General features: G+C 38.3%; 23 protein-coding genes. 16 read left to right on the forward strand and 7 right to left on the reverse strand.

Annotation, left to right across the window (positions count from 1 at the left end; all coding sequences use genetic code 11):
* Positions 1–175: 175 nt before the first annotated feature.
* Together LT090_RS01360 and cutA are read right to left on the reverse strand one after the other, a co-directional pair.
* Complete coding sequence (locus LT090_RS01360; protein ID WP_068547000.1) at positions 176–2,011, reverse strand: protein-disulfide reductase DsbD; 1,836 nt, start codon at positions 2,009–2,011, stop codon at positions 176–178.
* Positions 2,011–2,328: a divalent-cation tolerance protein CutA gene (cutA, locus tag LT090_RS01365; RefSeq protein ID WP_068546999.1), complete on the reverse strand. Its 318-nt coding sequence runs from the start codon at positions 2,326–2,328 to the stop codon at positions 2,011–2,013. Before cutA ends, LT090_RS01360 begins: the two co-directional genes overlap by 1 nt.
* Positions 2,329–2,573: 245 nt before the next feature.
* Between cutA and LT090_RS01370 the strand changes: the two genes are divergently transcribed.
* The 3 genes from LT090_RS01370 (at position 2,574) to groL (ending at position 5,241) form a co-directional block, all read left to right on the forward strand.
* The gene (locus LT090_RS01370; protein WP_068546998.1) at positions 2,574–3,092 is read left to right on the forward strand and encodes an FxsA family protein; all 519 of its coding nucleotides are present in this window, start codon (positions 2,574–2,576) and stop codon (positions 3,090–3,092) included.
* A gap of 139 nt (positions 3,093–3,231) precedes the next feature.
* Positions 3,232–3,522 carry a co-chaperone GroES gene (locus LT090_RS01375; RefSeq protein WP_068546997.1) on the forward strand — a complete coding sequence of 97 codons (291 nt, stop codon included), beginning with the start codon at positions 3,232–3,234 and terminating at the stop codon, positions 3,520–3,522.
* A gap of 69 nt (positions 3,523–3,591) precedes the next feature.
* On the forward strand, positions 3,592–5,241 hold the full coding sequence (gene groL, locus LT090_RS01380; protein ID WP_068546996.1) for a chaperonin GroEL: 1,650 nt from the start codon (positions 3,592–3,594) through the stop codon (positions 5,239–5,241).
* Positions 5,242–5,966: 725 nt separating this feature from the next.
* On the opposite strand, the gene LT090_RS01385 is transcribed toward groL, so the two are convergent.
* The 4 genes from LT090_RS01385 to nhaR form a co-directional block, all read right to left on the reverse strand.
* A complete protein-coding gene (locus LT090_RS01385; RefSeq protein WP_068546995.1) occupies positions 5,967–7,109 on the reverse strand; it encodes a serine hydrolase domain-containing protein in 1,143 nt (380 codons plus the stop codon).
* Positions 7,110–7,238: 129 nt separating this feature from the next.
* Positions 7,239–7,811, reverse strand: coding sequence for a YdeI/OmpD-associated family protein (locus tag LT090_RS01390; protein WP_068546994.1), 573 nt, complete (start codon positions 7,809–7,811; stop codon positions 7,239–7,241).
* Between the two features lie 387 nt (positions 7,812–8,198).
* Positions 8,199–9,866, reverse strand: coding sequence for a SulP family inorganic anion transporter (locus LT090_RS01395; protein WP_068546993.1), 1,668 nt, complete (start codon positions 9,864–9,866; stop codon positions 8,199–8,201).
* A gap of 128 nt (positions 9,867–9,994) precedes the next feature.
* Positions 9,995–10,900 carry a transcriptional activator NhaR gene (nhaR, locus tag LT090_RS01400; protein WP_068546992.1) on the reverse strand — a complete coding sequence of 302 codons (906 nt, stop codon included), beginning with the start codon at positions 10,898–10,900 and terminating at the stop codon, positions 9,995–9,997.
* Between the two features lie 166 nt (positions 10,901–11,066).
* On the opposite strand from nhaR, the gene LT090_RS01405 reads away from it, so the two are divergent.
* The 13 genes from LT090_RS01405 to LT090_RS01465 all read left to right on the forward strand — a co-directional run bounded on the left by LT090_RS01405 (position 11,067) and on the right by LT090_RS01465 (position 20,766).
* Positions 11,067–11,537, forward strand: a complete 471-nt coding sequence (locus LT090_RS01405; RefSeq protein WP_162272300.1) for a hypothetical protein — start codon at positions 11,067–11,069, stop codon at positions 11,535–11,537.
* A gap of 3 nt (positions 11,538–11,540) precedes the next feature.
* Positions 11,541–11,852, forward strand: a complete 312-nt coding sequence (locus LT090_RS17270) for an HPF/RaiA family ribosome-associated protein (protein ID WP_068546990.1) — start codon at positions 11,541–11,543, stop codon at positions 11,850–11,852.
* 56 nt (positions 11,853–11,908) lie between these two features.
* Positions 11,909–12,379 carry a Na+/H+ antiporter subunit E gene (locus tag LT090_RS01415; RefSeq protein WP_068546989.1) on the forward strand — a complete coding sequence of 157 codons (471 nt, stop codon included), beginning with the start codon at positions 11,909–11,911 and terminating at the stop codon, positions 12,377–12,379.
* On the forward strand, positions 12,379–12,672 hold the full coding sequence (locus LT090_RS01420) for an MrpF/PhaF family protein (protein WP_068546988.1): 294 nt from the start codon (positions 12,379–12,381) through the stop codon (positions 12,670–12,672). The genes LT090_RS01415 and LT090_RS01420 overlap by 1 nt, the downstream gene beginning before the upstream one ends.
* Positions 12,673–13,044, forward strand: coding sequence for a monovalent cation/H(+) antiporter subunit G (gene mnhG / locus LT090_RS01425; RefSeq protein WP_068546987.1), 372 nt, complete (start codon positions 12,673–12,675; stop codon positions 13,042–13,044).
* Between the two features lie 14 nt (positions 13,045–13,058).
* The gene (locus LT090_RS01430) at positions 13,059–14,063 is read left to right on the forward strand and encodes a DUF4040 domain-containing protein (protein ID WP_335743790.1); all 1,005 of its coding nucleotides are present in this window, start codon (positions 13,059–13,061) and stop codon (positions 14,061–14,063) included.
* A complete protein-coding gene (locus tag LT090_RS01435) occupies positions 14,063–14,443 on the forward strand; it encodes a cation:proton antiporter subunit C (protein WP_068546985.1) in 381 nt (126 codons plus the stop codon). Before LT090_RS01430 ends, LT090_RS01435 begins: the two co-directional genes overlap by 1 nt.
* The gene (locus LT090_RS01440) at positions 14,440–15,918 is read left to right on the forward strand and encodes a monovalent cation/H+ antiporter subunit D family protein (protein WP_068546984.1); all 1,479 of its coding nucleotides are present in this window, start codon (positions 14,440–14,442) and stop codon (positions 15,916–15,918) included. Before LT090_RS01435 ends, LT090_RS01440 begins: the two co-directional genes overlap by 4 nt.
* Positions 15,915–17,438: a monovalent cation/H+ antiporter subunit D family protein gene (locus LT090_RS01445; protein ID WP_068546983.1), complete on the forward strand. Its 1,524-nt coding sequence runs from the start codon at positions 15,915–15,917 to the stop codon at positions 17,436–17,438. The genes LT090_RS01440 and LT090_RS01445 overlap by 4 nt, the downstream gene beginning before the upstream one ends.
* A gap of 3 nt (positions 17,439–17,441) precedes the next feature.
* Complete coding sequence (locus LT090_RS01450; protein WP_068546982.1) at positions 17,442–17,753, forward strand: hypothetical protein; 312 nt, start codon at positions 17,442–17,444, stop codon at positions 17,751–17,753.
* Positions 17,740–19,440, forward strand: coding sequence for a Na(+)/H(+) antiporter subunit D (locus LT090_RS01455; protein WP_068546981.1), 1,701 nt, complete (start codon positions 17,740–17,742; stop codon positions 19,438–19,440). The genes LT090_RS01450 and LT090_RS01455 overlap by 14 nt, the downstream gene beginning before the upstream one ends.
* A 223-nt stretch (positions 19,441–19,663) precedes the next feature.
* Positions 19,664–20,194: a DUF4136 domain-containing protein gene (locus LT090_RS01460; RefSeq protein WP_068546980.1), complete on the forward strand. Its 531-nt coding sequence runs from the start codon at positions 19,664–19,666 to the stop codon at positions 20,192–20,194.
* Positions 20,195–20,268: 74 nt separating this feature from the next.
* Positions 20,269–20,766: a DUF3016 domain-containing protein gene (locus tag LT090_RS01465; protein WP_068546979.1), complete on the forward strand. Its 498-nt coding sequence runs from the start codon at positions 20,269–20,271 to the stop codon at positions 20,764–20,766.
* A gap of 95 nt (positions 20,767–20,861) precedes the next feature.
* Here the strand turns inward: LT090_RS01465 and LT090_RS01470 are convergent, their stop codons facing one another.
* Complete coding sequence (locus LT090_RS01470; RefSeq protein ID WP_068546978.1) at positions 20,862–21,803, reverse strand: transporter; 942 nt, start codon at positions 21,801–21,803, stop codon at positions 20,862–20,864.
* Positions 21,804–21,842: the final 39 nt, after the last annotated feature.

Below are 21,842 nucleotides of genomic sequence, written 5' to 3' on the forward strand. Positions count from 1 at the left end.
CAATAACCCTTGAAAAATCTTTCATTTTTCGATTATTTGCACATTATAGTCATTTTCGCGGAAATTAGAAGCATAATACTGGTCTTATCAGCTAGATTTTTTGAATTTTAATCTTTTATAAATGTAAAAAAGGAGGCTTAAGCCCCCTTAATTTGGTTTGATTTAATTCGCTTATTTAATTAAATATTCGATTAATGTGGGCGGCAAATTCGCTTGCGCCCATAAAACCCGTTACGCGTTGGCTATCTAACTCTTTACCGTTTAGATCAAAAAACAGTATTGACGGTAATCCAAATACTTCAAAGTGCTCCATTAATTCAACGCTTGTATCTGAACCCGTATCAGTAAGATCTATTTGGATCATGACCGAGTTATTAAGTGCTTGCTGCACTTCAGGTTTCGGGAATGTGTACTTCTCAAACTCTTTACATGCAATACACCAGTCAGCATATAGGTCAACCATGACAGTCTGGCCGTTACTATTGGCTAGTGCGACTTGTTGGTTTAATTCGCTTAAGCTTGCCACTTTCACAAATTCCTTGTGTTGCATTTGCCCTTGATGCGCCACTGGCGATGCAAATATTGTGTTGTAAGCTAAATTAGCAGCGAAAAACATCATGACAAAGATGATAAACGTGCGCACACCGTAGAAAAACGTTATAGGTTTTGGTTTCGATTCAGTATTAACCACATAAAAGTAAGTTGCTGCGGCTAGTAACAACGCTGCCCATAACAGAGTCGCAGCCATTTCTGGAATAAAGCGCTCTAATAAGAAAATTGGCACTGCAAGCAATAAGAATCCAAAAATATTCTTAATAACGTTCATCCAATTTCCGGCCTTCGGCAATAATTTACCACCAGATACACCTAATATTAACAGTGGTAGCCCCATGCCCATGCTCAAGATATAAAGCGACGTAGCACCAATGAATACGTCACCTGTTTGTGCGATATAAAATAAGATCCCTGTGAGTGGTGCAGTCGTACAAGGGGAGGCAACTAAACCTGAAATGGCACCCATAATAAATACTGAGATCAGTGAGCCGCCTTTTTGTTGATTGCTAAGATTAGAAAGCTTTTGTTGCCACGACGCAGGCATTGCTAGATTAAAAACACCAAACATCGACAATGCTAAAAAGATAAATAGGACACTTAAAACTGTTAATACGATTGGGTGTTGAAATGCAGCCTGAAATTGTGCACCAGCAAGAGCAACAACGACACCTAAGGCAGTGTAAGTAATTGCCATACCTTGTACGTAGGCCATGGATAAAGTGAAGGCTTTGCGCGTACTAAGTTGCTCACTTTGACCCACAATAATCCCGGTTAAAATTGGGTACATAGGAAACACACAAGGCGTAAAAGATAAGAATATCCCTAAACCAAAAAATGTCAGTAAAGTGATAATTAAACTGTTTTCCGCGAGCATATTAGCAAGTTCATTCTGCTGACTTACTTGCGTCTCACCTTTGCTTACCGCATCGTTAGTTTCGCTGTTACTTATGGCGTCTAATACCGCATTGGTGTCACTGTTTGATGTGTCAGTGTTATTTTTTATTAACGCAGAAATTGGGATAGATTTTTTCGTTGGCGGATAACACAGCCCTTTTTCCGCACAACCTTGGTATGTTAGTACTAACTCACCGTCAGCATTTACACTGGTAAGATTAATGTTGATTTTTAATTGTTGGTAATAAACTTGTTGAATACCAAAAAACTCATCTTCGTGCTCGGTACCAGTAGGTAAGGTTGGTGTCTCGAATTCAACGTTAGTACCATCAAATTTAAATTTTTCACGATATAAATAGTAGCCATCGGCGACAGTAAAATAAATTTCTAAATCGTCGTCAATTTGAATAAAGTCAAACTGAAATGCTTGATCAACAGGCAAGAAATCCTGTTCATTAGAAAATAAAGAATCCATTGATGTATCAAATATTGATTCTTCAGCGTTAACTTGATTAAAAAGTAAGGTGCTTGCTAATAATAAAAAAGCGAATATGTTGCGCATTAGAGTTCTTTTACCGTGTTTGTTATCCAATCTAAATACTGTGCACTGCCTTGCTGGATGTCCAGCGCAATTACTTCAGCTACGTCATAGGGGTGATACTTCTTAATACACTGTTCAAGTTCAGTGTAAAGTGATTGCTTAGTTTTAATCATCAGCATCACTTCGCTGTCGCGTTTGATTGTACCTTGCCAACTGTATATAGATGTTATTTTGGGCAAGATATTAACACATGCCGCCAATTTTTCTTTAACTATTATTTCGCTGATGCGAAATGCAACATCCTCATCGGGGCAATTACATAAAACCACTTGAAACATAATAATCCTAACCCATTAAAATAAACCTAAACTTGTATTATAAATTGGCAGTAAATTTTATCTGCCAGATACATTGAAGTTGATTAAATTATTAAATTATTGAATGGATATTAAATGAAATTCAATCGAAACACACTTATTTCCGAATAAGCGACATATTAATTATGTTACTTATTGACTCCTATGGTTGAATTAGACCGGAAAGCCCCAATATACTTTCCATCTATTTTCAAAAATGGTTGTTTATGTTTAAAGTTTTATTTCTATTATTTATCGTCATGCCAATTGTCGAAATTATGGTATTGATGAATGTGGGGGCTTTAATTGGCACTCTACCTACCATTGGTTTAGTGATCTTAACAGCTTGGGTTGGCGCCGCTATGGTTCGCCAACAAGGCACTGCAACTTACCAATCAGTGCAAACTAAATTAGCCCAGGGTGAAATGCCATCAGATGAAATTATTGCCGCATTATTGTTATTGATTGCTGGCGTTTTATTATTAACACCAGGTTTTATTACCGATGTTTTTGGTTTATTGCTACTGTGGCCTGTTTCTCGTTCGGCGATTGTTGCGATGGTTAAGAAAAATATGGTGCTTAAACAAGCGGGTCAAAGTCAGTTTTTTTATTCTCAAAACTCAACACAGCAGTCTTCAACATTTGAAGGAGAGTTCGAGGTAAAATCAGATCAGCAAAACACTCATAAGATTGAAAATTCAAACAATGACCGAACCATTGATGGCGACTTTCAGCGAAAAGATTAGAGTTAGGTCAGTTTTAAATCACGAATTTTAGTAAAAAGATTGATTTTCCACTTGAGTGTAGAAAATTAATCCCCATAAATTTAGAAACAATTTTTAATTAGTTATTAAAACTTAATATTAAGTATATCAGGAGATATAAATGAGCATTCGTCCTTTACACGATCGTGTGATTATCAAACGTAAAGAAGTAGAGTCTAAGTCTGCTGGTGGTATTGTCCTAACTGGCAGTGCTGCAGAAAAGTCAACGCGCGGTGAAGTTGTTGCTGTTGGTAATGGTCGTATCATGGAAAACGGTGACGTTCGTCCTTTAGATGTAAAAGTAGGCGACCAAGTGATCTTTAGTGAAGGTTACGGTGCAAAAGCTGAAAAGATTGACGGCGAAGAAGTACTGATTTTAAGTGAAGCAGACATTCTTGCGATTGTTGAATAACAATACATATAAACTACAAATTATAAATATCGGGTTTAACCGGGTATTAGCAAAATTGAGGAATTAAAAATGGCAGCTAAAGAAGTATTATTTGGCAATGACGCACGAGTTAAAATGCTTAACGGTGTGAACATTCTTGCAGATGCAGTTAAAGTTACATTAGGTCCAAAAGGACGTAATGTTGTATTAGACAAAAGTTTTGGTGGTCCAACAATCACTAAAGATGGTGTAAGTGTTGCTAAAGAAATCGAGCTTGCTGACAAGTTTGAAAACATGGGCGCACAAATGGTTAAAGAAGTTGCTTCTAAAGCCAATGACGAAGCTGGTGACGGCACGACTACAGCAACTGTACTTGCACAAGCGATTGTAAACGAAGGCTTGAAGTCTATTGCTGCTGGCATGAATCCTATGGATCTTAAACGTGGTATCGATCAAGCGGTTATTGCTGCGGTTGAAGGTTTAAAAGAATTATCGCAACCATGTGCTGACAATAAAGCTATCGAACAAGTAGGTACTATCTCTGCTAACTCTGACACTACAGTTGGTGAGATGATTGCTCACGCGATGGATAAAGTAGGTACTGAAGGTGTTATCACAGTAGAGGAAGGTCAAGCACTTACTGACGAACTAGATGTTGTTGAAGGTATGCAGTTCGATCGTGGTTACTTATCTCCTTATTTCATCAATAGCCAAGAAAATGGCACTGTAGAATTAGAAAACCCTTTCATTCTTTTAGTCGATAAAAAAGTTTCAAACATTCGTGAGCTATTAACGACTCTTGAAGGTGTTGCTAAAGCAAGCCGTCCATTATTAATTATTGCCGAAGATGTTGAAGGTGAAGCCTTAGCAACATTAGTTGTTAACAACATGCGCGGCATTGTTAAAGTTGCTGCTGTTAAAGCGCCTGGTTTTGGTGACCGTCGTAAAGCGATGTTACAAGATATCGCAACATTAACAGCTGGTACTGTAATTTCTGAAGAAATCGGTATGGAATTAGAAAAAGCGACGTTAGAAGACTTAGGTCAAGCAAAACGCGTTGTTATTTCTAAAGACAATACAACCATCATTGATGGTATCGGTGAGCAAGCAGAAATCTCAGCTCGAGTAGCTCAAATTCGTGGTCAAATTGAAGATTCTTCTTCAGAATACGACAAAGAGAAACTACAAGAACGTTTAGCAAAACTTGCTGGCGGTGTAGCTGTAATTAAAGTAGGTGCAGCTACAGAAGTAGAAATGAAAGAGAAAAAAGCTCGTGTTGAAGATGCATTGCACGCTACACGCGCGGCAGTCGAAGAAGGTGTTGTTGCCGGTGGTGGTACAGCGCTAGTTCGAGTTGCAGACAAAATTAAAGACCTAGAAGGTATCAACGAAGACCAAACTCATGGTATTAAAGTTGCGCTACGTGCAATGGAAGCACCTCTTCGTCAGATCGTTGCCAACTGTGGTGATGAATCATCTGTAGTACTTAACGAAGTACGTAACGGTAATGGTAACTTTGGTTACAACGCTGGTAACAGCACTTACGGTGATATGTTAGAAATGGGTATCCTAGATCCAACTAAAGTAACTCGTAGTGCATTACAATTTGCAGCATCAGTTGCTGGTTTAATGCTAACAACCGAAGCAATGGTTACTGAAACTGCTGTTGATGCTCCAGCTCCTGCAATGCCTGATATGGGCGGCATGGGTGGTATGGGCGGCATGGGCGGTATGATGTAATTTATACTGGTCTAAACCCACAATAACATCGTTATGGTTACGCTCGCATAAGAAAGACTATGCGTCGCTCACCAAGCCTTGTTCTAGTGGGTTTATCCTGCGTATAAACATTAACTGTGCTAACGTATTTAAAACTCGCTTCGGCGAGTTTTTTGTTTTTATACTGGTCTAAACCCACAATAACATCGTTATGATTACGCTCGCATAAGAAAGACTATGCGTCGCTCACCAAGCCTTGTTCTAGTGGGTTTATCCTGCGTATAAACATTAACTGTACTAACGTATTTAAAACTCGCTTCGGCGAGTTTTTTGTTTTTATACTGGTCTAAACCCACAATAACATCGTTATGGTTACGCTCGCATAAGAAAGACTATGCGTCGCTCATCAAGCCTTGTTCTAGTGGGTTTGTCCTGCGTATAAACATTAACTGTGCTAACGTATTTAAATTTCTATTGGTAAAGCAATAATAGAAACAATTAACCACGTCATTGCGGCGAAAGACTGCATGGATGCAGGAGGTAGAGCGAAGCAGGATGCCAGAGCCGAGGCCGCGACCTCATCAAGCGTAATGATAGTAAAAGTTCGAATTCCTGAACTTGATTCAGGATCTGTTTTGGTATTGCTATGAACGGCTGAAAAGTGCTGTGAGTTTAGCCATTCTCTGCCGTTCGATAACGACTAAATAACAGGCCAAAGATAGTGGGATAAATTACAGCCCGCTGTTTTAGCCCTTGTTGATTTTTTTGTTAGCCATACCTGACTCAACAAGCAATAAAAGCTCGTCCATTATAACTTGTGGATAAACATCTATGTCATTCGTCGCTAGTACAATAAAAATATTTTCATCAATAAAATAATGCATATCGGCAAAAGAATATCCATTTGAACCATTGTGTTGGGCATGTAATGTTCCTCTAGCAGTAGATTTAATATCCCAACCATAACCATAATGTGATTTGGACTCTTTCTTTAACGATGCATTGTGTGGTAAAAATAACTGCTTTTTAGATTCTTCAGAAAGAATCAAATTTGAACTCAAAGCCATATACCAAAGGAATAGGTCTCCTACAGTAGATGACATGCCTCCCGCACCCTCCATATTAAAGCGTGGGCCTTCCTTGAGCTTTAAATGCTGAAAAGGGCTTCCGACAGGCAGGCTTTTTGCTTCAATAGAAAATAGCCGTTGATAAGCAGTTTGATCTGCACCGTAATTTATAGCGACTCTATTTTCAGCTCGTTTGGGTAGACGATAACCTGTTTCAGTTAAACCTGCTGGTTCAAAAAGATTTTCATAATAAAAATTTTCATAGTTATCCCCTGTGATTTTTTCGATAATTATCGCGAGTAAGTTATAACCAATATTTGAGTAATTATACTCTTCCCCGGGTAGAGTAAGTAATTTTGATTTTAAAGCAGTTTCAATTAACTCCTTTCTAGTCACAACATCATACAAATTTGAACTACCTCCTCCTCGGGTAGCAACAAAACCAGCAGTGTGTGTTAATAGATGATGTACAGTAATTTCTTTCTTATCATCGGGAACATTATCAAAAAACTTAGAGAGCGGGTCGTTGACAGAGAGTTTATTAGATTCATGCAGTTTTAAAATTGCAGTTGCTGTAAATTGTTTTGTAAGTGAGCCAATATTAAAAATTGTATCTTCAGAAAAAGGTATATTCTTCTCTCTATTTGCCAACCCGAAAGCTTCTTTAAACAAGATTTTATTCTCTACAGCAACCAACACAACACCTGAAAAATTTGAATTGATAGCAGTATCTCGCCAGTCTTTAAACGACAATTCATCTTTAGCTGATGCTGTCTGAATTAATGTTAATAAAATCAATCCAATGTATTTATATATTTTCATCTTTAATCCGACTCCATGAGTGATGAGTATGGCAAACGCCTCGCTAAAAGACTAAAAGTAGTGAGACACGAACAAAAGATAACTATTTTTTGTCCTGCTTGAATGACTTGTATGCCGATTTCTACTTTGCTAAGGTTTTTCTTCGTTAACAAGCATGTTCATAAATTTTGTAAATCGCCTATGCCTGGTTTCAGGCTTCTTGGCACTTATCAATCCATATGCAATAGCTGAACGACTTGATTTATTAAGTGTTGCATAAAACTCTTTAGCAACAGGATTAGCCTCTAGGGCAGATAGAAAATCTGATGGAACTTCCATTTCACTTACAACGTAGGCATTTTCCCAACGGCCATCGGCTTTTGCTGCACGAATATGTGCAAGTCCTGGTTCCATCATTCGGTCTTCATTAATCAAGCGTTCTACATGCTTTGTGTTTCTTTTAGACCAGTTGCTTCGTGTTTTCCTTGGCGTTATACGTTGAAGATAAGATTGTTTATCAATTGATTTTTTAACACCATCTATCCAGCCCCAACATAAAGATTCAATCACGACATCATCCCAAGTAATGCTCTTAATTCCACTATTTTTTTTATATAACTTTATCCATAATTCACTTTCAGAGGCGTGATTAACCTTAAGCCAATCAGCAAGATCCCTCGATATTTCAAATGTCATGATACTTAATAGATCAGGCTCAGGCATCTAGTTAAACTCTTTTCGGCGTAACAATTTAATAATGAGCGATGGGTCATTTTTCTACCTACAATCGGCTCGTTTTTATTCTCTACATATTAGTATCAAATTAACTAAGTCATTACCATCTATGTATTTTTTAAAAAGACTTGATAACTGGTCTTAGGTGATAAATGCACCAATGGGTCATTTTCTTGAATATTGGAGAAAGGCATTAGTTATGGGGATAAAACACTATCACTTAAAAGCAAATGAATGTCCGTAATTCGCTCACAGCGGAATTATTCTTCCGCAAACTCGCTTTATACTATCGAAATCAAACGGCGATTCATGTCTTTGCTTTTTTGCTAACCAGTTAAGATTAAATTTTGGGCAATAAAGATGACTAATTTCTATTTATGTAACAGCCATACTTTTATCGTCTTGCACGTACTCAAGTGCAGATTGTAAAGCTTGTTCTCTAGATTGGTAATTGGTGTTGTTTTTGAGCAAATTCAAAGCATTTAGCTTTTCTAATTGTCTCAGTGTTTCTGCATGTGGACACAGCAATAACACTTCACAATTTGCCTCTAGTGCATCTTTAATTGCGTTTTCTAACGCCATACCTACCGTCACATCAATCATTGGAACATCTGATAGATCCAAAATCATCACTTGGTATTCAGCGATACTTGAATGCTGGCGTGAAATAGCTTTTGAAACACTAAAAATCATTGGCCCGGATAAGTAAAAGAATAGTACTTTACCTTTTGCTTTATTCAATATTGAGCGTTCATTGTCTGTTAGTGGTACGCCGTTTTCATCGGAATCGCTGATCGCTTTTACTTTGCGCGCTTGTACCTTGCTAAGCTTTTCAATAATAATAATATTAGAGATAAATACACCGAGACCAACCGCGGCAATAAGGTCGACAAACACGGTAAGTAGCATTACGCCATACATGACCGCCATGCCTTGCAAGCTGACTTTATGTGCTCGTTGGATAAAACTCCAATCTAAAATATTAATACCAACATAGACGGCGATACCCGCTAATACTGCCATTGGAATTGGTTCTGTTAATCCGCCAGCAACTAAAACTACAAGAGCTAGTACGAGCGCTCGTACCATGCCTGAAATTGGTGAGCGAGCACCCACTTGTATATTGGTTACAGTGCCCATGGTTGCACCTGCACCTGGTAAAGCGCCAAATAAACCAGAGAGCATATTGGCAATACCTTGGCCGCGAAGCTCCTTATCAGAATCATGCTCTTTTCGAGTCAGTGAGTCGCCTATAACCGCGGTTAATAAGGTATCAATACAGCCTAATGTGCCAAGCACTAATGCATCGATTACCATTGTGGTAAACATCTCGGCATTAAAGTGAGGAATTACGATTGAAGGCAATCCAGCAGGAATTTCACCTATTCGTCTTATGCTGTCAGTATCAAATATAATAACCGACACCAAGGTTACTGCGATTAATGCAACAAGTTGAGCTGGTACATATCTTCGATATTTTTTAGGAAAATAAAACAGTACACCTAGGGTAAGCAAACCTAAAAACAGTTCACTAAAACTGATATTAGCGAGTGTATTTGGCAAAGCTGAAAGTGTACCTATAACCCCGCCTGCAGGCGCTGAGTGTCCTAATAAAGGGGATAGTTGCAAGATAATTAAAATCACACCAATGCCAGACATGAAGCCTGATATAACACTATAGGGCATTAAGGTGACATATTTTCCGAGTTTGAGCGTACCTAATAGTATTTGAAATGCACCCGCCATCATCACGACAGTAAATGACATTGCCAAACCTGTTTCCGGGTATTTAGCCATCATACTGGTTAGTACGGCTGTCATAATAACCGTCATCGGCCCGGTAGGCTCTGAGATTAAGGTACTTGAACCGCCAAATATTGCAGCAAAAAAGCCGACCATAATGGCGCCCCATAGGCCTGCTTCAGCGCCAGCACCAGAAGCAACACCAAAGGCTAGTGCCAAAGGAAGAGAAATTATTGCTGTGGTAACACCGCCAAATATGTCACCTTTTAAATTTATGTTTTCAAAACGATTTAACAGCATTGAATAATTACACGTCGTAGCTCAAAAAAATTTGGCGTATTCTAGCCCAAATTTATTTAAATGAGTATAGCTTTGGTGAAGAAAAAATACTCTAAGTTTATGAACGCATATCTTTCGAATCGAACGAACTATTTCGGACCATCTACCGCAGTGTTTGCGGCATTAACGATTTCAATAATGGCAGGGTGTTTTAACCTACGTTCTGGCGAAATAATGTAATAAGGTTCGGTAAATTCATTGGTGCGACCAATAATGTTGACCCCATATTTATTAACAATGTGATCTTCGATAAGTGTAGGGCTACTAAAAACGCCAAAACCGGTTTTGCCAAACGATTTCATTAAAGCACTATCATCAAATTCAGCGACAATATTTGACACAATATTTTGTTTCTCTAACCAGGATGATAAACGTGTACGTATCGCGGATTTTTTACTTTGAATAAGCCACGGAAAATCAGACATGTTTTCAGGGAATTTTTTGTTGCTAGTTCTAAGTACGCTGTCAGCGGCAAAAAATGTAAAGCCGCTTTCAGTAAGCAAGTGGTTGTATGCTTTAACGTGACTGCCCACCTGAAGAGGTTGATCAGTTAAAATGCAATCAATCTTGTTGACCGACAAATCCGCCAGCAAATGCTCTTGGTCACCTTCAACACATATTAAACGAACAGATTCACTCATCTTTAACACCGGCGCTAACAGTTCGTGCGCTAATACCTTAGGTATGACATTGGTTATGCCAACAGTAAAAGTATGCCAAAGGCTAGGTTGTTTTCTGTTAAGTATATTCTTTACTTCATCTCCTAACTGAAAGATCTCTTCAGCATAACTATGAATAAGATATCCCATTTCAGACAATGTTAACTTTTTTCCCTTACGTTCAAATAAGTTAACACCGATTTGGGCTTCGAAGTTGGTTATTTGGCCACTGATTGTTTGAGGCGTGAGGTTTAGTCGTTTACTCGCTTTAGTAATACTGCCTTCCGTTGCGACAATGTAAAAATAATAAAGATGATTATAATTTAGTGGGCTCATAAGTTATTGTCAGTTTTTTTCGAATATAAATGAAATAATATTCGAATATACCTACAAGGGCAAGTGAGCTATAAAAAAGAATGACTTATAAACTTTTGATTGGAATTCTATGACAGATTGTAAAAAATGTTCTTTATTTATAACTATTCTTCGCTCGGTCACCTCAATGGGAAGATTAAAAAATACCAGCTTTATTGTTGTATTGTTAACTTCAATTTTATCTTTTTCTTCATCCGCTAATCAGACTCATTCGATAAATATTGATGACCATCTTCTTATCTCCTGTAATGCATTTAAATCAAGTTCAGATATAGAAAAAACTTTACCTTGTATTATTTATATTAAAGGTTTTTTCAATGGCCTAATAAATGCCGATAATTCTAAAGTTGTAAATATTGAATATAACGCCCAAAAGCCTTCCACAATAGTTGAACGCGCCTATGCAAACAGGGTAGGAAGTCGGCTAAAACGTAAGCCAAAAATTCATTCGTGTTTACCTGTTGATGAAGTAAGGGATCTTATTATTAGTCGTTTATCGGACAAGAATGCGAAAACATACGTTTCAGTAAAACAACTTAATGCGTTTTTAATAAACTCTTTAACAGCATCGTGTTCAGGTGCCGATAAAAGTAAATAATCAATGAAAATATTGATTAATAACCGTTTGAGTGTACTCGAACCAGCTATCGAAGAGCACATTCAGCGACAAATAAGATTAGCGTTAACTAAAGAAGCGTCGAATATAGCATCTATCACTTTCAATATATCGGATGCACAGAATCTGTATGGGCATAGTGATAGAGTCGAAAAACATTGTTCGCTGACGCTTTCACTTCACCATATGTCAAATATAGTGATCGATGAGACACAACCTGATCTTTATGTTGTTATCGATCGTGTGATACAGAAAGCTGTTCGCACGCTGTCACGAAAAATTTTATCTAAGAGGTAATTGCGGGTCGCTTATCTAAATGAATAACATTTAATTAAGGACTTTATTGAGAATTTATGAAACATAAACTGAGCTTGTTTTTCACCTTAGCAGCATTTTGGTTGCTTAATTCGGGTCATTATACCGGGTTAATCCTGTCTCTTGGTTTTGCATCTATTGCATTGATTTTAATCATTACTCAAAAAATGGATGTTGTTGATCAAGAATCACAACCAGTGCATTTAACGTTTAGGATCTTTGGTTATTATTTTTGGCTGGTCAAAGAGATTTTTCAAACTAATTTAACCGTGTTAAAGCATATATGGCTAGGTAAGGAGAGTATTTCGCCAACTCTCAAAACAATCAAAGTAACTCAACAAACTGATATGGGAAGAGTAATTTATGCCAACTCAATCACGTTAACACCAGGGACTGTCGCCATTGATCTGATTGATGATGAAATAATTGTCCATGCTTTGTTGAAACAAGATATTGAATCATTGGAAGTCGGTGAAATGGATCGCCGAATAACTTTATTGGAACGCTAATGTTAATTGCAGCCACACTTGCTATTTTTGTCGCCATGTTATTAGCAATAATTAGAGGAATTACAGGGCCGACACTCTATGACAGAATTTTAGCAGTAAATATGTTCGGTACTAAAACGGTATTGCTTATTTCAGTGCTGGGTTTTGTCATGGGCAGACCTGAATTTTTAGATATTGCTATCGTTTATGCGCTGATTAATTTTATCAGTGTTATTGGCGTTTTACGTTACTCAGATACAAATCAATTTAAGCATATTCCAAGCAATGATGACACAACAGAGAAGGAGCCTTAAATGGATATGTTCGTAACCGTTTTGAGTGGCGCCTTGTTATTAATTGGCAGTCTTGTATGTATCTCTGGTGGTGTTGGTTTGATGCGCTTTCCTGACTTTTATACGCGTATGCATGCGGTAGGGGTGACTGATACATTAGGCACGGCAGCTATCTTGATAGCATTAATGTTGATCAGTAATGATCTATTGGTATTTGCCAAGCTAGTGATGGTGTTGTTATTGAACCTGATGGTAGGGCCCACAACCAGTCATGTTTTGGCGAAAGCGGCATATCGCAATGGTCTATTGCCGACAGTTTCACAAACTGTTAACTCGAAACGAGATAAACAAAGAAACTCTCAACCAAACAAGAATAAGGAGACTACCTCATAGACTCTTTAATAAATATTGTACTGCTTAGCTTTTTAGTTGTTACAGCCTTCGCAATAATTCGCATGAACGACTTATTCGCAGTCGTCATGCTATCAGGTATTTATGGTTTATTGTCAGCGAGTTTTTTTGTTGCTATGGATGCTGTTGATGTAGCATTCACAGAAGCGGCTGTTGGCGCCGGAATTTCCACATTACTTATGCTGGTTGTGATCGCTCAAACAGGTAGAAAAGAAAAAACAAGCCGACACAAACCTTTACTAGCGTTACTCATTGTTTTAATAACAGGAAGTTTACTGGTATATAGCTCATTTGACATGCCTCACTTTGGTGATGCACATGCCCCTATTCACGAGCACACGTCGCCTCGATATCTTAACGACTCAATGGAAGAAACTGGTATTCCAAATGTTGTCACTTCAGTTCTTGCAAGTTATAGAGCATTTGACACATTTGGTGAAGTTGTTGTGATTTTTACCGCGGGTCTAGGAATACTTGCAATATTAACAATTGGTCGTCGTAAAGAGGATGATGATGAAATTGCATCGATTAATGATTCAATGCATGAGCAACACTTAGTTATTCGAATCGTAGCGAAAATTTTAATTCCTTTTATTCTGTTATTCGCCCTTTATGTTCAATTTCATGGTGACTTTGGCCCTGGAGGTGGTTTTCAAGCGGGGGTAATCTTTGCGGCAGCAGTTATTTTATACACCATGTTGTTCGGATTAAGTACAGCCCGTAAGGTGATCAATCAATCCTTCATTAAGCTTATTGCAGCGACTGGTGTTCTTTTATACGGCAGCGTAGGCATTGTTTCAATAATGAGCGGTGGCAACTTCTTTGATTACAATGTACTTGCTAGTGACCCGGTTGCCGGACAGCATTTGGGTATTTTGTTAATCGAATGGGGAGTTGGCTGTACCGTTGCGTCGGTTATGATCATTATATTTTTTAACTTTTCTGGACGTTTGGAGCTACATCAACGTAATGAGCGATCGAAAAATAGGGAGCCATCATAATGCTGTTTGACCTTTTTAATCATTGGGTTGTAATCACTCTGATGATGAGTGGTTTATATATTGTGATTGCTCACGGCAACTTAATAAAGAAAATTATTGGCTTATCGGTTTTTCAAACTTCTGTGTTTATCTTTTATATCAGTATGGCAAAAGTAGACGGAGGAACGGCACCAATCTTGGCAGAAAATATTACCCAATATTCTAATCCTTTGCCTCATGTTCTCATTCTTACTGCAATTGTGGTTGGCATTGCCACCACCGCACTAGGCTTGTCTTTGGTGGTGCGTATAAAAGAAGAGTATGGGTCAATAGAAGAAGATGATATTCAGCAACAAGATAACCAAGATTTGGCTGATAGTCATTTGGAGAACAAAGCGTGATTGCACATTTACCTATTTTGCAGGTGATTATTCCACTTATGGCTGCGCCGATATGTTTATTGTTCAAGCGCAGTCAATTGGTATGGCTATTTTCTCTAATCGCTAGCGGCTTAGCATTTATAGTCAGCGTTTTATTATTACAACAGGTGATGCAATCTGGTGTGATTAGCTATGAGCTAGGTGGCTGGGCACCACCATGGGGAATAGAATATCGCATTGATAAGCTCAATGCCTTTTTACTGCTGATTATTTCAGGCATAAGTACCGTTGTTCTATTTGCCGCTCAAGCCAGTATTGAAAAAGAAATCGTAATAAATAAACGTATCTACTTTTATGTTTTATATTTGCTGTCCTTAACCGGTATGTTGGGAATTGTTGCTACGGGTGATGCCTTTAACGTATTCGTATTTTTAGAAATTTCATCATTATCTGCATACGCCTTAATCGCTTTAGGCAAAAAAAGGCAAGCACTGTGGGCCTCATATCAATACCTGATCATGGGAACCATAGGTGCCACATTTATATTGATAGGTATCGGCTTAATGTATCAAATGACCGGCACACTGAATATGCAAGACTTGTCGCAGCGTTTACCTGAGGTCGTGCATACCCGCACTGTTTTTGCTGCATTTGCTTTTGTCATTGTTGGTGTATGTTTGAAGCTAGCCATGTTTCCTCTGCATTTTTGGTTACCTAATGCCTATGCCTATGCACCATCGATTGTGACCGCATTTTTTGCCGCAACGGCAACGAAAGTCGCGGTATATTTATTGATCAGATTTACCTTCACAGTTTTTGGCGTATCTTTTTCTTTCACCACCTTGCCACTACAAACATTGTTTATGTCACTTGGTCTGCTCGGTATTTTTATTGCCTCCGTTACAGCGATATATCAAAACAATGTTAAGCATATTTTTGCATTTTCTAGTATTGCTCAAATTGGCTATATGATTGTTGGTTTTAGCTTAAGTACGGTAACGGGCCTTACCGCGACTTTATTGCATATGTTCAATCATGCACTGATGAAAGGTGCAATATTTTTAGCCTTAGCAGCTATTATTTATCGACTCGGTAACGCAGATCTTAAAAACCTTCAAGGTCTAGGTCGTCAAATGCCATTGACTATGGCTGCGATAGTTATTGGCGGCTTAAGTTTGATAGGAGTACCACTAACGGTAGGTTTTGTCAGTAAATGGTATTTACTTATGGCGCTAATTGAGCAAGATTTATGGCCGATTGTGGTGCTGATACTTATCGGCTCAATGTTGGCAGTCATTTACGTTTGGCGCATCGTAGAGGTTGCGTATTTTAAAGAGCCATTAGATAAAAACGCACCGGTAAAAGAAGCGCCGCTGAGTTTTATTATTCCGATATGGACGCTTGTAATTGCCAATATCTATTTTGGCATAGATACCCGTCTTAGTGTGCAAGTAGCTGAAGCTGCAGCTCAAAGTTTGTTTGGAGCATCACTATGAATTTTTCCTTAGAACTAATGCTTCAACTCGCCATTATCATACCTTTAGTGTCGACGTTTGCCATTGTTGCAACCGGTAAGTACCCGAACATTCGAGAAAGTGTCACCATTATCACTTGTCTAATTTTAATATTTTTAGTGGTGAGTTTATACCAAGGATTATCTGCCGGTGAAGCCATTGATGTTTTCTGGTGGGAGCTTTTACCAGGTTTAAATATTAGCTTTAGTATTGAACCTTTGGGTATGCTATTTGCGCTCATCGCTAGCTTCTTATGGTTAGTAACTACATGCTATGCCATTGGCTATATGAGAAGTCATAACGAGAAAAATCAAACCCGATTTTATGTGTGCTTTGCCATAGCGATTGGGGCGGTAATGGGACTGGCTTTTTCTGCTAATCTTTTTACTCTATTTATTTTTTATGAAGTACTAACGCTATCTACTTACCCATTGGTTACCCACGCAGGTACAGAAAAAGCTAAACAAGGTGGGCGTATATATCTTGGTATCTTGCTTACCACGTCAATAGTCTTTTTCTTGTTCGCCATAGTCAGCACTTGGTTTGTTGCAGGCACTTTAGATTTTACCCTTGGTGGGATTTTTGCCGATGATGTTAATAAAGTAGTGGCAGGCGCCTTATTGGTGCTATTTATCTTTGGTATTGGTAAAGCAGCTATTATGCCGTTTCACCGCTGGTTACCGGCGGCTATGGTTGCACCAACTCCGGTGAGCTCGCTGTTACATGCTGTAGCAGTAGTAAAAGCAGGTGTGTTTACGGTTCTAAAAGTGTGTGTATTTATTTTCGGCTTAGATTTACTGGCAGTATTACCTACCACTCAATTTTTATTGTATTTGGCCGGTGCTTCAGTGTTACTTGCCTCCATCGTTGCGATGCGACAAGACAATCTTAAAGCGCGTTTAGCTTACTCAACGGTTAGTCAGCTAGGATATATCACCATCGGTGCATTGCTCGCGACTTCCTCTGGCGTTTACGGCAGTTCAATGCATATAGCAATGCATGCCTTTGGAAAAATTACCCTTTTCTTTTGTGCTGGCGCCATTTTAGTCACGTTGCATAAGTCTAAAATTAGTGAAATGCGTGGTATTGGTTACCAAATGCCATTGACAATGATCGCTTTCTTTATCGCCAGTTTAAGTATTATCGGAGTACCGCCGACGGGAGGTACATGGAGCAAGTGGTATCTGATGATGGGAACAATAGAAACTGAACAGTTTGTATTGATGGTGATTTTGATGCTGAGTTCTTTACTCAATATTGCCTATTTATTACCGATCCCATTCCATGCGTTTTTTCCTGACTTAAAAGCTTTTAAAGTGTCTGATAATTCTTCGACCAATATGAAAACGTCAGCAAGCACATTGCCGGCTTTCGATATAAAGGAGGCGCCAATGCCTTCATTAATCGCAATTTCAGTCACAACGATAGGATGTCTAACTTTGTTTATTTATCCCCAACCTTTATTTGAGTTGGTTACTTCAGTATTGATAGGTAGGGAGTAAGTCATGAAAAATGAAAAAACATACCTATTTGATAATCCAAAAAACATAAAACGACTAATGCAGATATTTTATTTTTGTTGTGTTGTATTGGTAATTTTAGATTTTGTTATTCATCGTCATACCATGCATGAATGGGACTCGCTCTGGGCCTTTTATCCAGTCTATGGTTTTGTAGGTTGCGTAGTGCTAGTTATCGTCGCAAGTTGGATGCGAAAGTTTCTCATTCGCCCTGAAGATTATTATGATAATCCCGACAGCGCAGAGCCTGAAGAAAAACAATTAAAGGCAAAAGGAGAGCATCATGTGGATGATTGATCTTCCTCCTTTCTCAGCGTTTTTTATAGGCGCGTTACTCATACTATGTACACGCGGTATGGTAAGAAGCGCGGTTATGCTTGCGATTCCAATTTTGAGTGCAATTCATCTGTCAATGGTCCCAGAAGGGATCTATTTACAGTTCACTCTATTTGATTACCAACTAACACCATATCGTCTTGATAAGTTAAGCCTGATGTTTGGTTATGTTTTTCATATCGCAGCGTTGATCGGTATTATTTACTCATTGCACCTGCGCGATACAATGCAACAAGTATCAGCAATGCTCTATGCTGGTAGCGCTTTAGGCGCTGTGTTTGCTGGTGATTTGTTAACATTGTTTGTTTTTTGGGAATTGTTAGCGTTTACGTCGGTATTTCTTATCTGGGCACGCAGAACCGAGCGCTCATTTAAAGCTGGCATGCGTTATTTAATTATCCAAGTATTGTCTGGGGTGATTTTACTCGCAGGTACGCTATTTTATCTATTTGAAAACAATACCTTAGAATTTGGCTATATTGGCTTAGATAATATTTCTGGTTGGTTAATCTTTATCTCTTTTGGTATTAAATGTGCATTTCCTTTTGCCCATAATTGGTTAACCGATGCTTACCCTGAAGCGACTGTAACAGGAACAGTATTTTTAAGTGCCTTTACTACTAAAGTTGCTGTTTACGCATTAGCTAGAGCCTACCCAGGTACTGAACTTTTAGTTTACATTGGCGCTGCGATGACGTGTTTCCCAATATTCTTTGCCGTGATCGAAAATGATTTACGCCGTGTATTGGCGTACAGTTTGATTAACCAAGTAGGGTTTATGGTTGTCGGTATTGGTATCGGTACTGCGCTGGCCATCAATGGTGCTGTTTCTCATGCCTTTAATGATGTAATTTTTAAGGGCTTATTGTTTATGTCAATGGGTGCTGTACTGCATATGACAGGGCGCATGAATGGTTCTGATTTGGGTGGATTGTATAAAACGATGCCTAAAACAACCATACTATGTATTGTCGGCGCTGCATCGATTTCAGCATTCCCACTATTTAGCGGTTTTGTTAGTAAATCGATGGTAATGACTGCAGCAATAGAGCAGGGTTATGATTGGATATGGTTAATGTTATTGTTCGCTTCGGCAGGTGTATTCCATCACGCAGGCATTAAAATACCTTATTTTGCTTTCTTTGCTCATGATTCAGGGATCAGAGCAAATGATCCACCTAATAATATGCTGTTGGCGATGGCTATTGCAGCAGCACTTTGTATCGCTATTGGTATATACCCGCAAGCACTGTACTCATTGTTACCATATGACACAGGTTACAATCCATATGATGCAACGCATGTATTAGCACAAACACAGTTGTTATTCTTTTCTGCATTAGCTTTTGTATGGCTTAACCTTAAAGGTTTATATCCACCTGAGTTACGCTCTACCCATCTCGATTTTGATTGGGTATATCGTCGCGCAGTTCCAAGTGTGCTGCAGCAGGCGTTTAGTGTACTCTGGCGTTTTGACCGTGTCTTAAGAGATATGATTAAACAAAGGTTATCTGCTTGCTTTGATTTCTTTGCCGGTAAAAATGATCGAATAAGCATTCTATTATCTCAAAAATACCCTTCAGGAAGCATGGCTTTATGGGTTGTAGTAATACTCGCGACGTATTTATTGTTAAGTATTGTTCGCTAAAGTGTAGCTCATTTAATCGTTTTAATGGCTGAAATAACTTCGTAAAAACTGACAATAAAAAGCTAAGATTAAAGTAAGTATTTTTGGCTACACTTTATAACATTTTAAGATTACGCATTATGTAAAGTTATTGTTATTATTAGTAAAACAAACCATATAGCAGCTAGTTGCTCTGAAGATTAATTAGGCTGTTGCTGATACATTAACAAAGAGAATAAATACCATGCGAATTCTAACCGCTCTAATACTTGTGTTATCAATCTCTGCTTGTGTTCAAGTGCAAAACGACATCGCGCCCGCCGAGTCTCAGTTGGTAATTTCAAGTTCATTTGAAAGAGATATTAGCCTTGACGCAAATTCGACTTATGCATTTACTCCATTGCAAAAAAGTGAAAACTTACCAGTACTTAGCGATATAACTGATGAAATTGAGATGTATTTTAATGCCAAGGGTTATAAACAAGTGTTAGCTAGCGAACAGCCTACTTTTCATATTGGTTTTATCTTAGAGCATGAAGATGACTTGAGTGACGAGCAATTGTCTGAGACATTCGGGCTAAATCCGGGCCTTCCAAACCTTCCTAATTTAGAAAAAGGTACGTTGTTAATGTTCGTGTTAGATGGCGATAATCAGAGCTTTGTATGGCGAGGTGCGGCGCAAGGTTTTATCCTAAAAGATACGACTGAAGAAGAACGCGACTATCGACTTAAAACCATTATTTATTCGATGCTAAATCAATTTGATAACAAATAATAACATTTTTTTTTAAACTTATTAGGCCACTAGGCGGTCTACTAGGCAAGTATAATTTAAAAAGGGGTTCCTCTATGAATCGTTGGATTAAAGTTTTTATCTTATTGTTAGTTCCTAGCTTTGCAGTGCATGCTGCACAGGTAGAGGTTGTTTGGCAATCAGCTGACAATTATAGGGACATAAAATCTGCTAATGAAAAAACGTCTAAGTTCCAAGAAAAAGTGTTTAAAGAGCTTGAACAACATTTTAGTGAACTAGCAAACAAATTAGACCAAAAGCAAACATTGAAAATTACCGTACATGATGTCGATTTAGCTGGTGATATTCGTTACATGGTCGGTCCAAATAATGAAACTATGCGAATTGTAAGAGATATTGATTTCCCTAAAATGAAATTCGATTACCAACTTTTGGATGCGAGCAAAAATAGCGTTAAAAAAGGTAGTGCTGATATCAAAGACATGGGCTTTATGACCGGCATTAAAAAAAGTTTGGCTAATGATAGTTTTCATTATGAAAAGAATATGATCGATGATTGGTTTTACAGTACTTTTGATGTCAAAGATCAGTAAAAACGAACGATGATTATGTAAATGAAATCATGGTAAAAACAAAAAAGGTCCTAATGGACCTTTTTTATTGAGTAAGCCTAACCCTATTAACGCGATTACTCCCAACGATAGGCATATGCTAGGGCATAAACATCAGTATCATTGCCACGTCTGGTCGTAACTCCCATATTTGCTAAAAACTTTATACTATGTTGGCTATTCAAAGCAAAACTGTAGGTGAAACCTGCTCGATAATTGCCTTCTTTATTTGAAGAGCGGGCGCCATCGATAAAAGTGTCACCGCCAAAAAAATAATTACCATTTAATGCAATCCATTGGCCCGGAGCAATATCATAAATAAGGTGCGATTGAATATTGTATATAGGGTCTTGCTCTAACGTGAATTGGTTTTGAAGCTCGTCATTGTCACCAAATATTTTTGCTGAAACTGCGATATCCCATTCCCATCGTCCAACTGGAAATGATGCACCAATTTCCGGTTTTACCCACCAACGATTACCACCAAGATTTAGAACATAATCTGAATCGTAATCCGCAGTAGGGATGCTGACTTGAATACTACTACCAACTACTATGCCTTTTGGTTGCTTGACAAAATCTTTCATTTCCATGGCCTTTGCACCATAAAAATTATAGTTTAAACGCATCTTTGTATCGGTATAGCCACACCAGTCTCGGTAAATTTTGTCACCATTATTGACTGGTTCTCCATTTATTTCAGAACCATCTGGACCTTGAAATCTAGCGCTGCCGTCAACACAACCGCGACCTACTGACATATCAAACTTACTGGAATTGCCAAATAATTCAAATGTACGCGCATAAGCAACCGCAACGCTATCAATATCTAACTTTAGATCGTCGACTGCCGAATCTGGACTTAAGTACAAGTCACCTTCGACTCGGCCGTATACTACGGCTGCAAAGTTCTGACCTATAGGTAAATTTAAATAAGAACGTGGATCAAGCTCTTGTGCGCTAACTGAAGACAATCCGCACAATAATACTGTGGTAAGCGCGTAGCGATTGTTATACATGTTTTTCCCTAAAGTGTTTTTACTTTCTATTTTATTTTT

This window comes from Thalassotalea crassostreae (assembly GCF_001831495.1).
In the GTDB taxonomy this organism is placed as follows: domain Bacteria; phylum Pseudomonadota; class Gammaproteobacteria; order Enterobacterales; family Alteromonadaceae; genus Thalassotalea_A; species Thalassotalea_A crassostreae.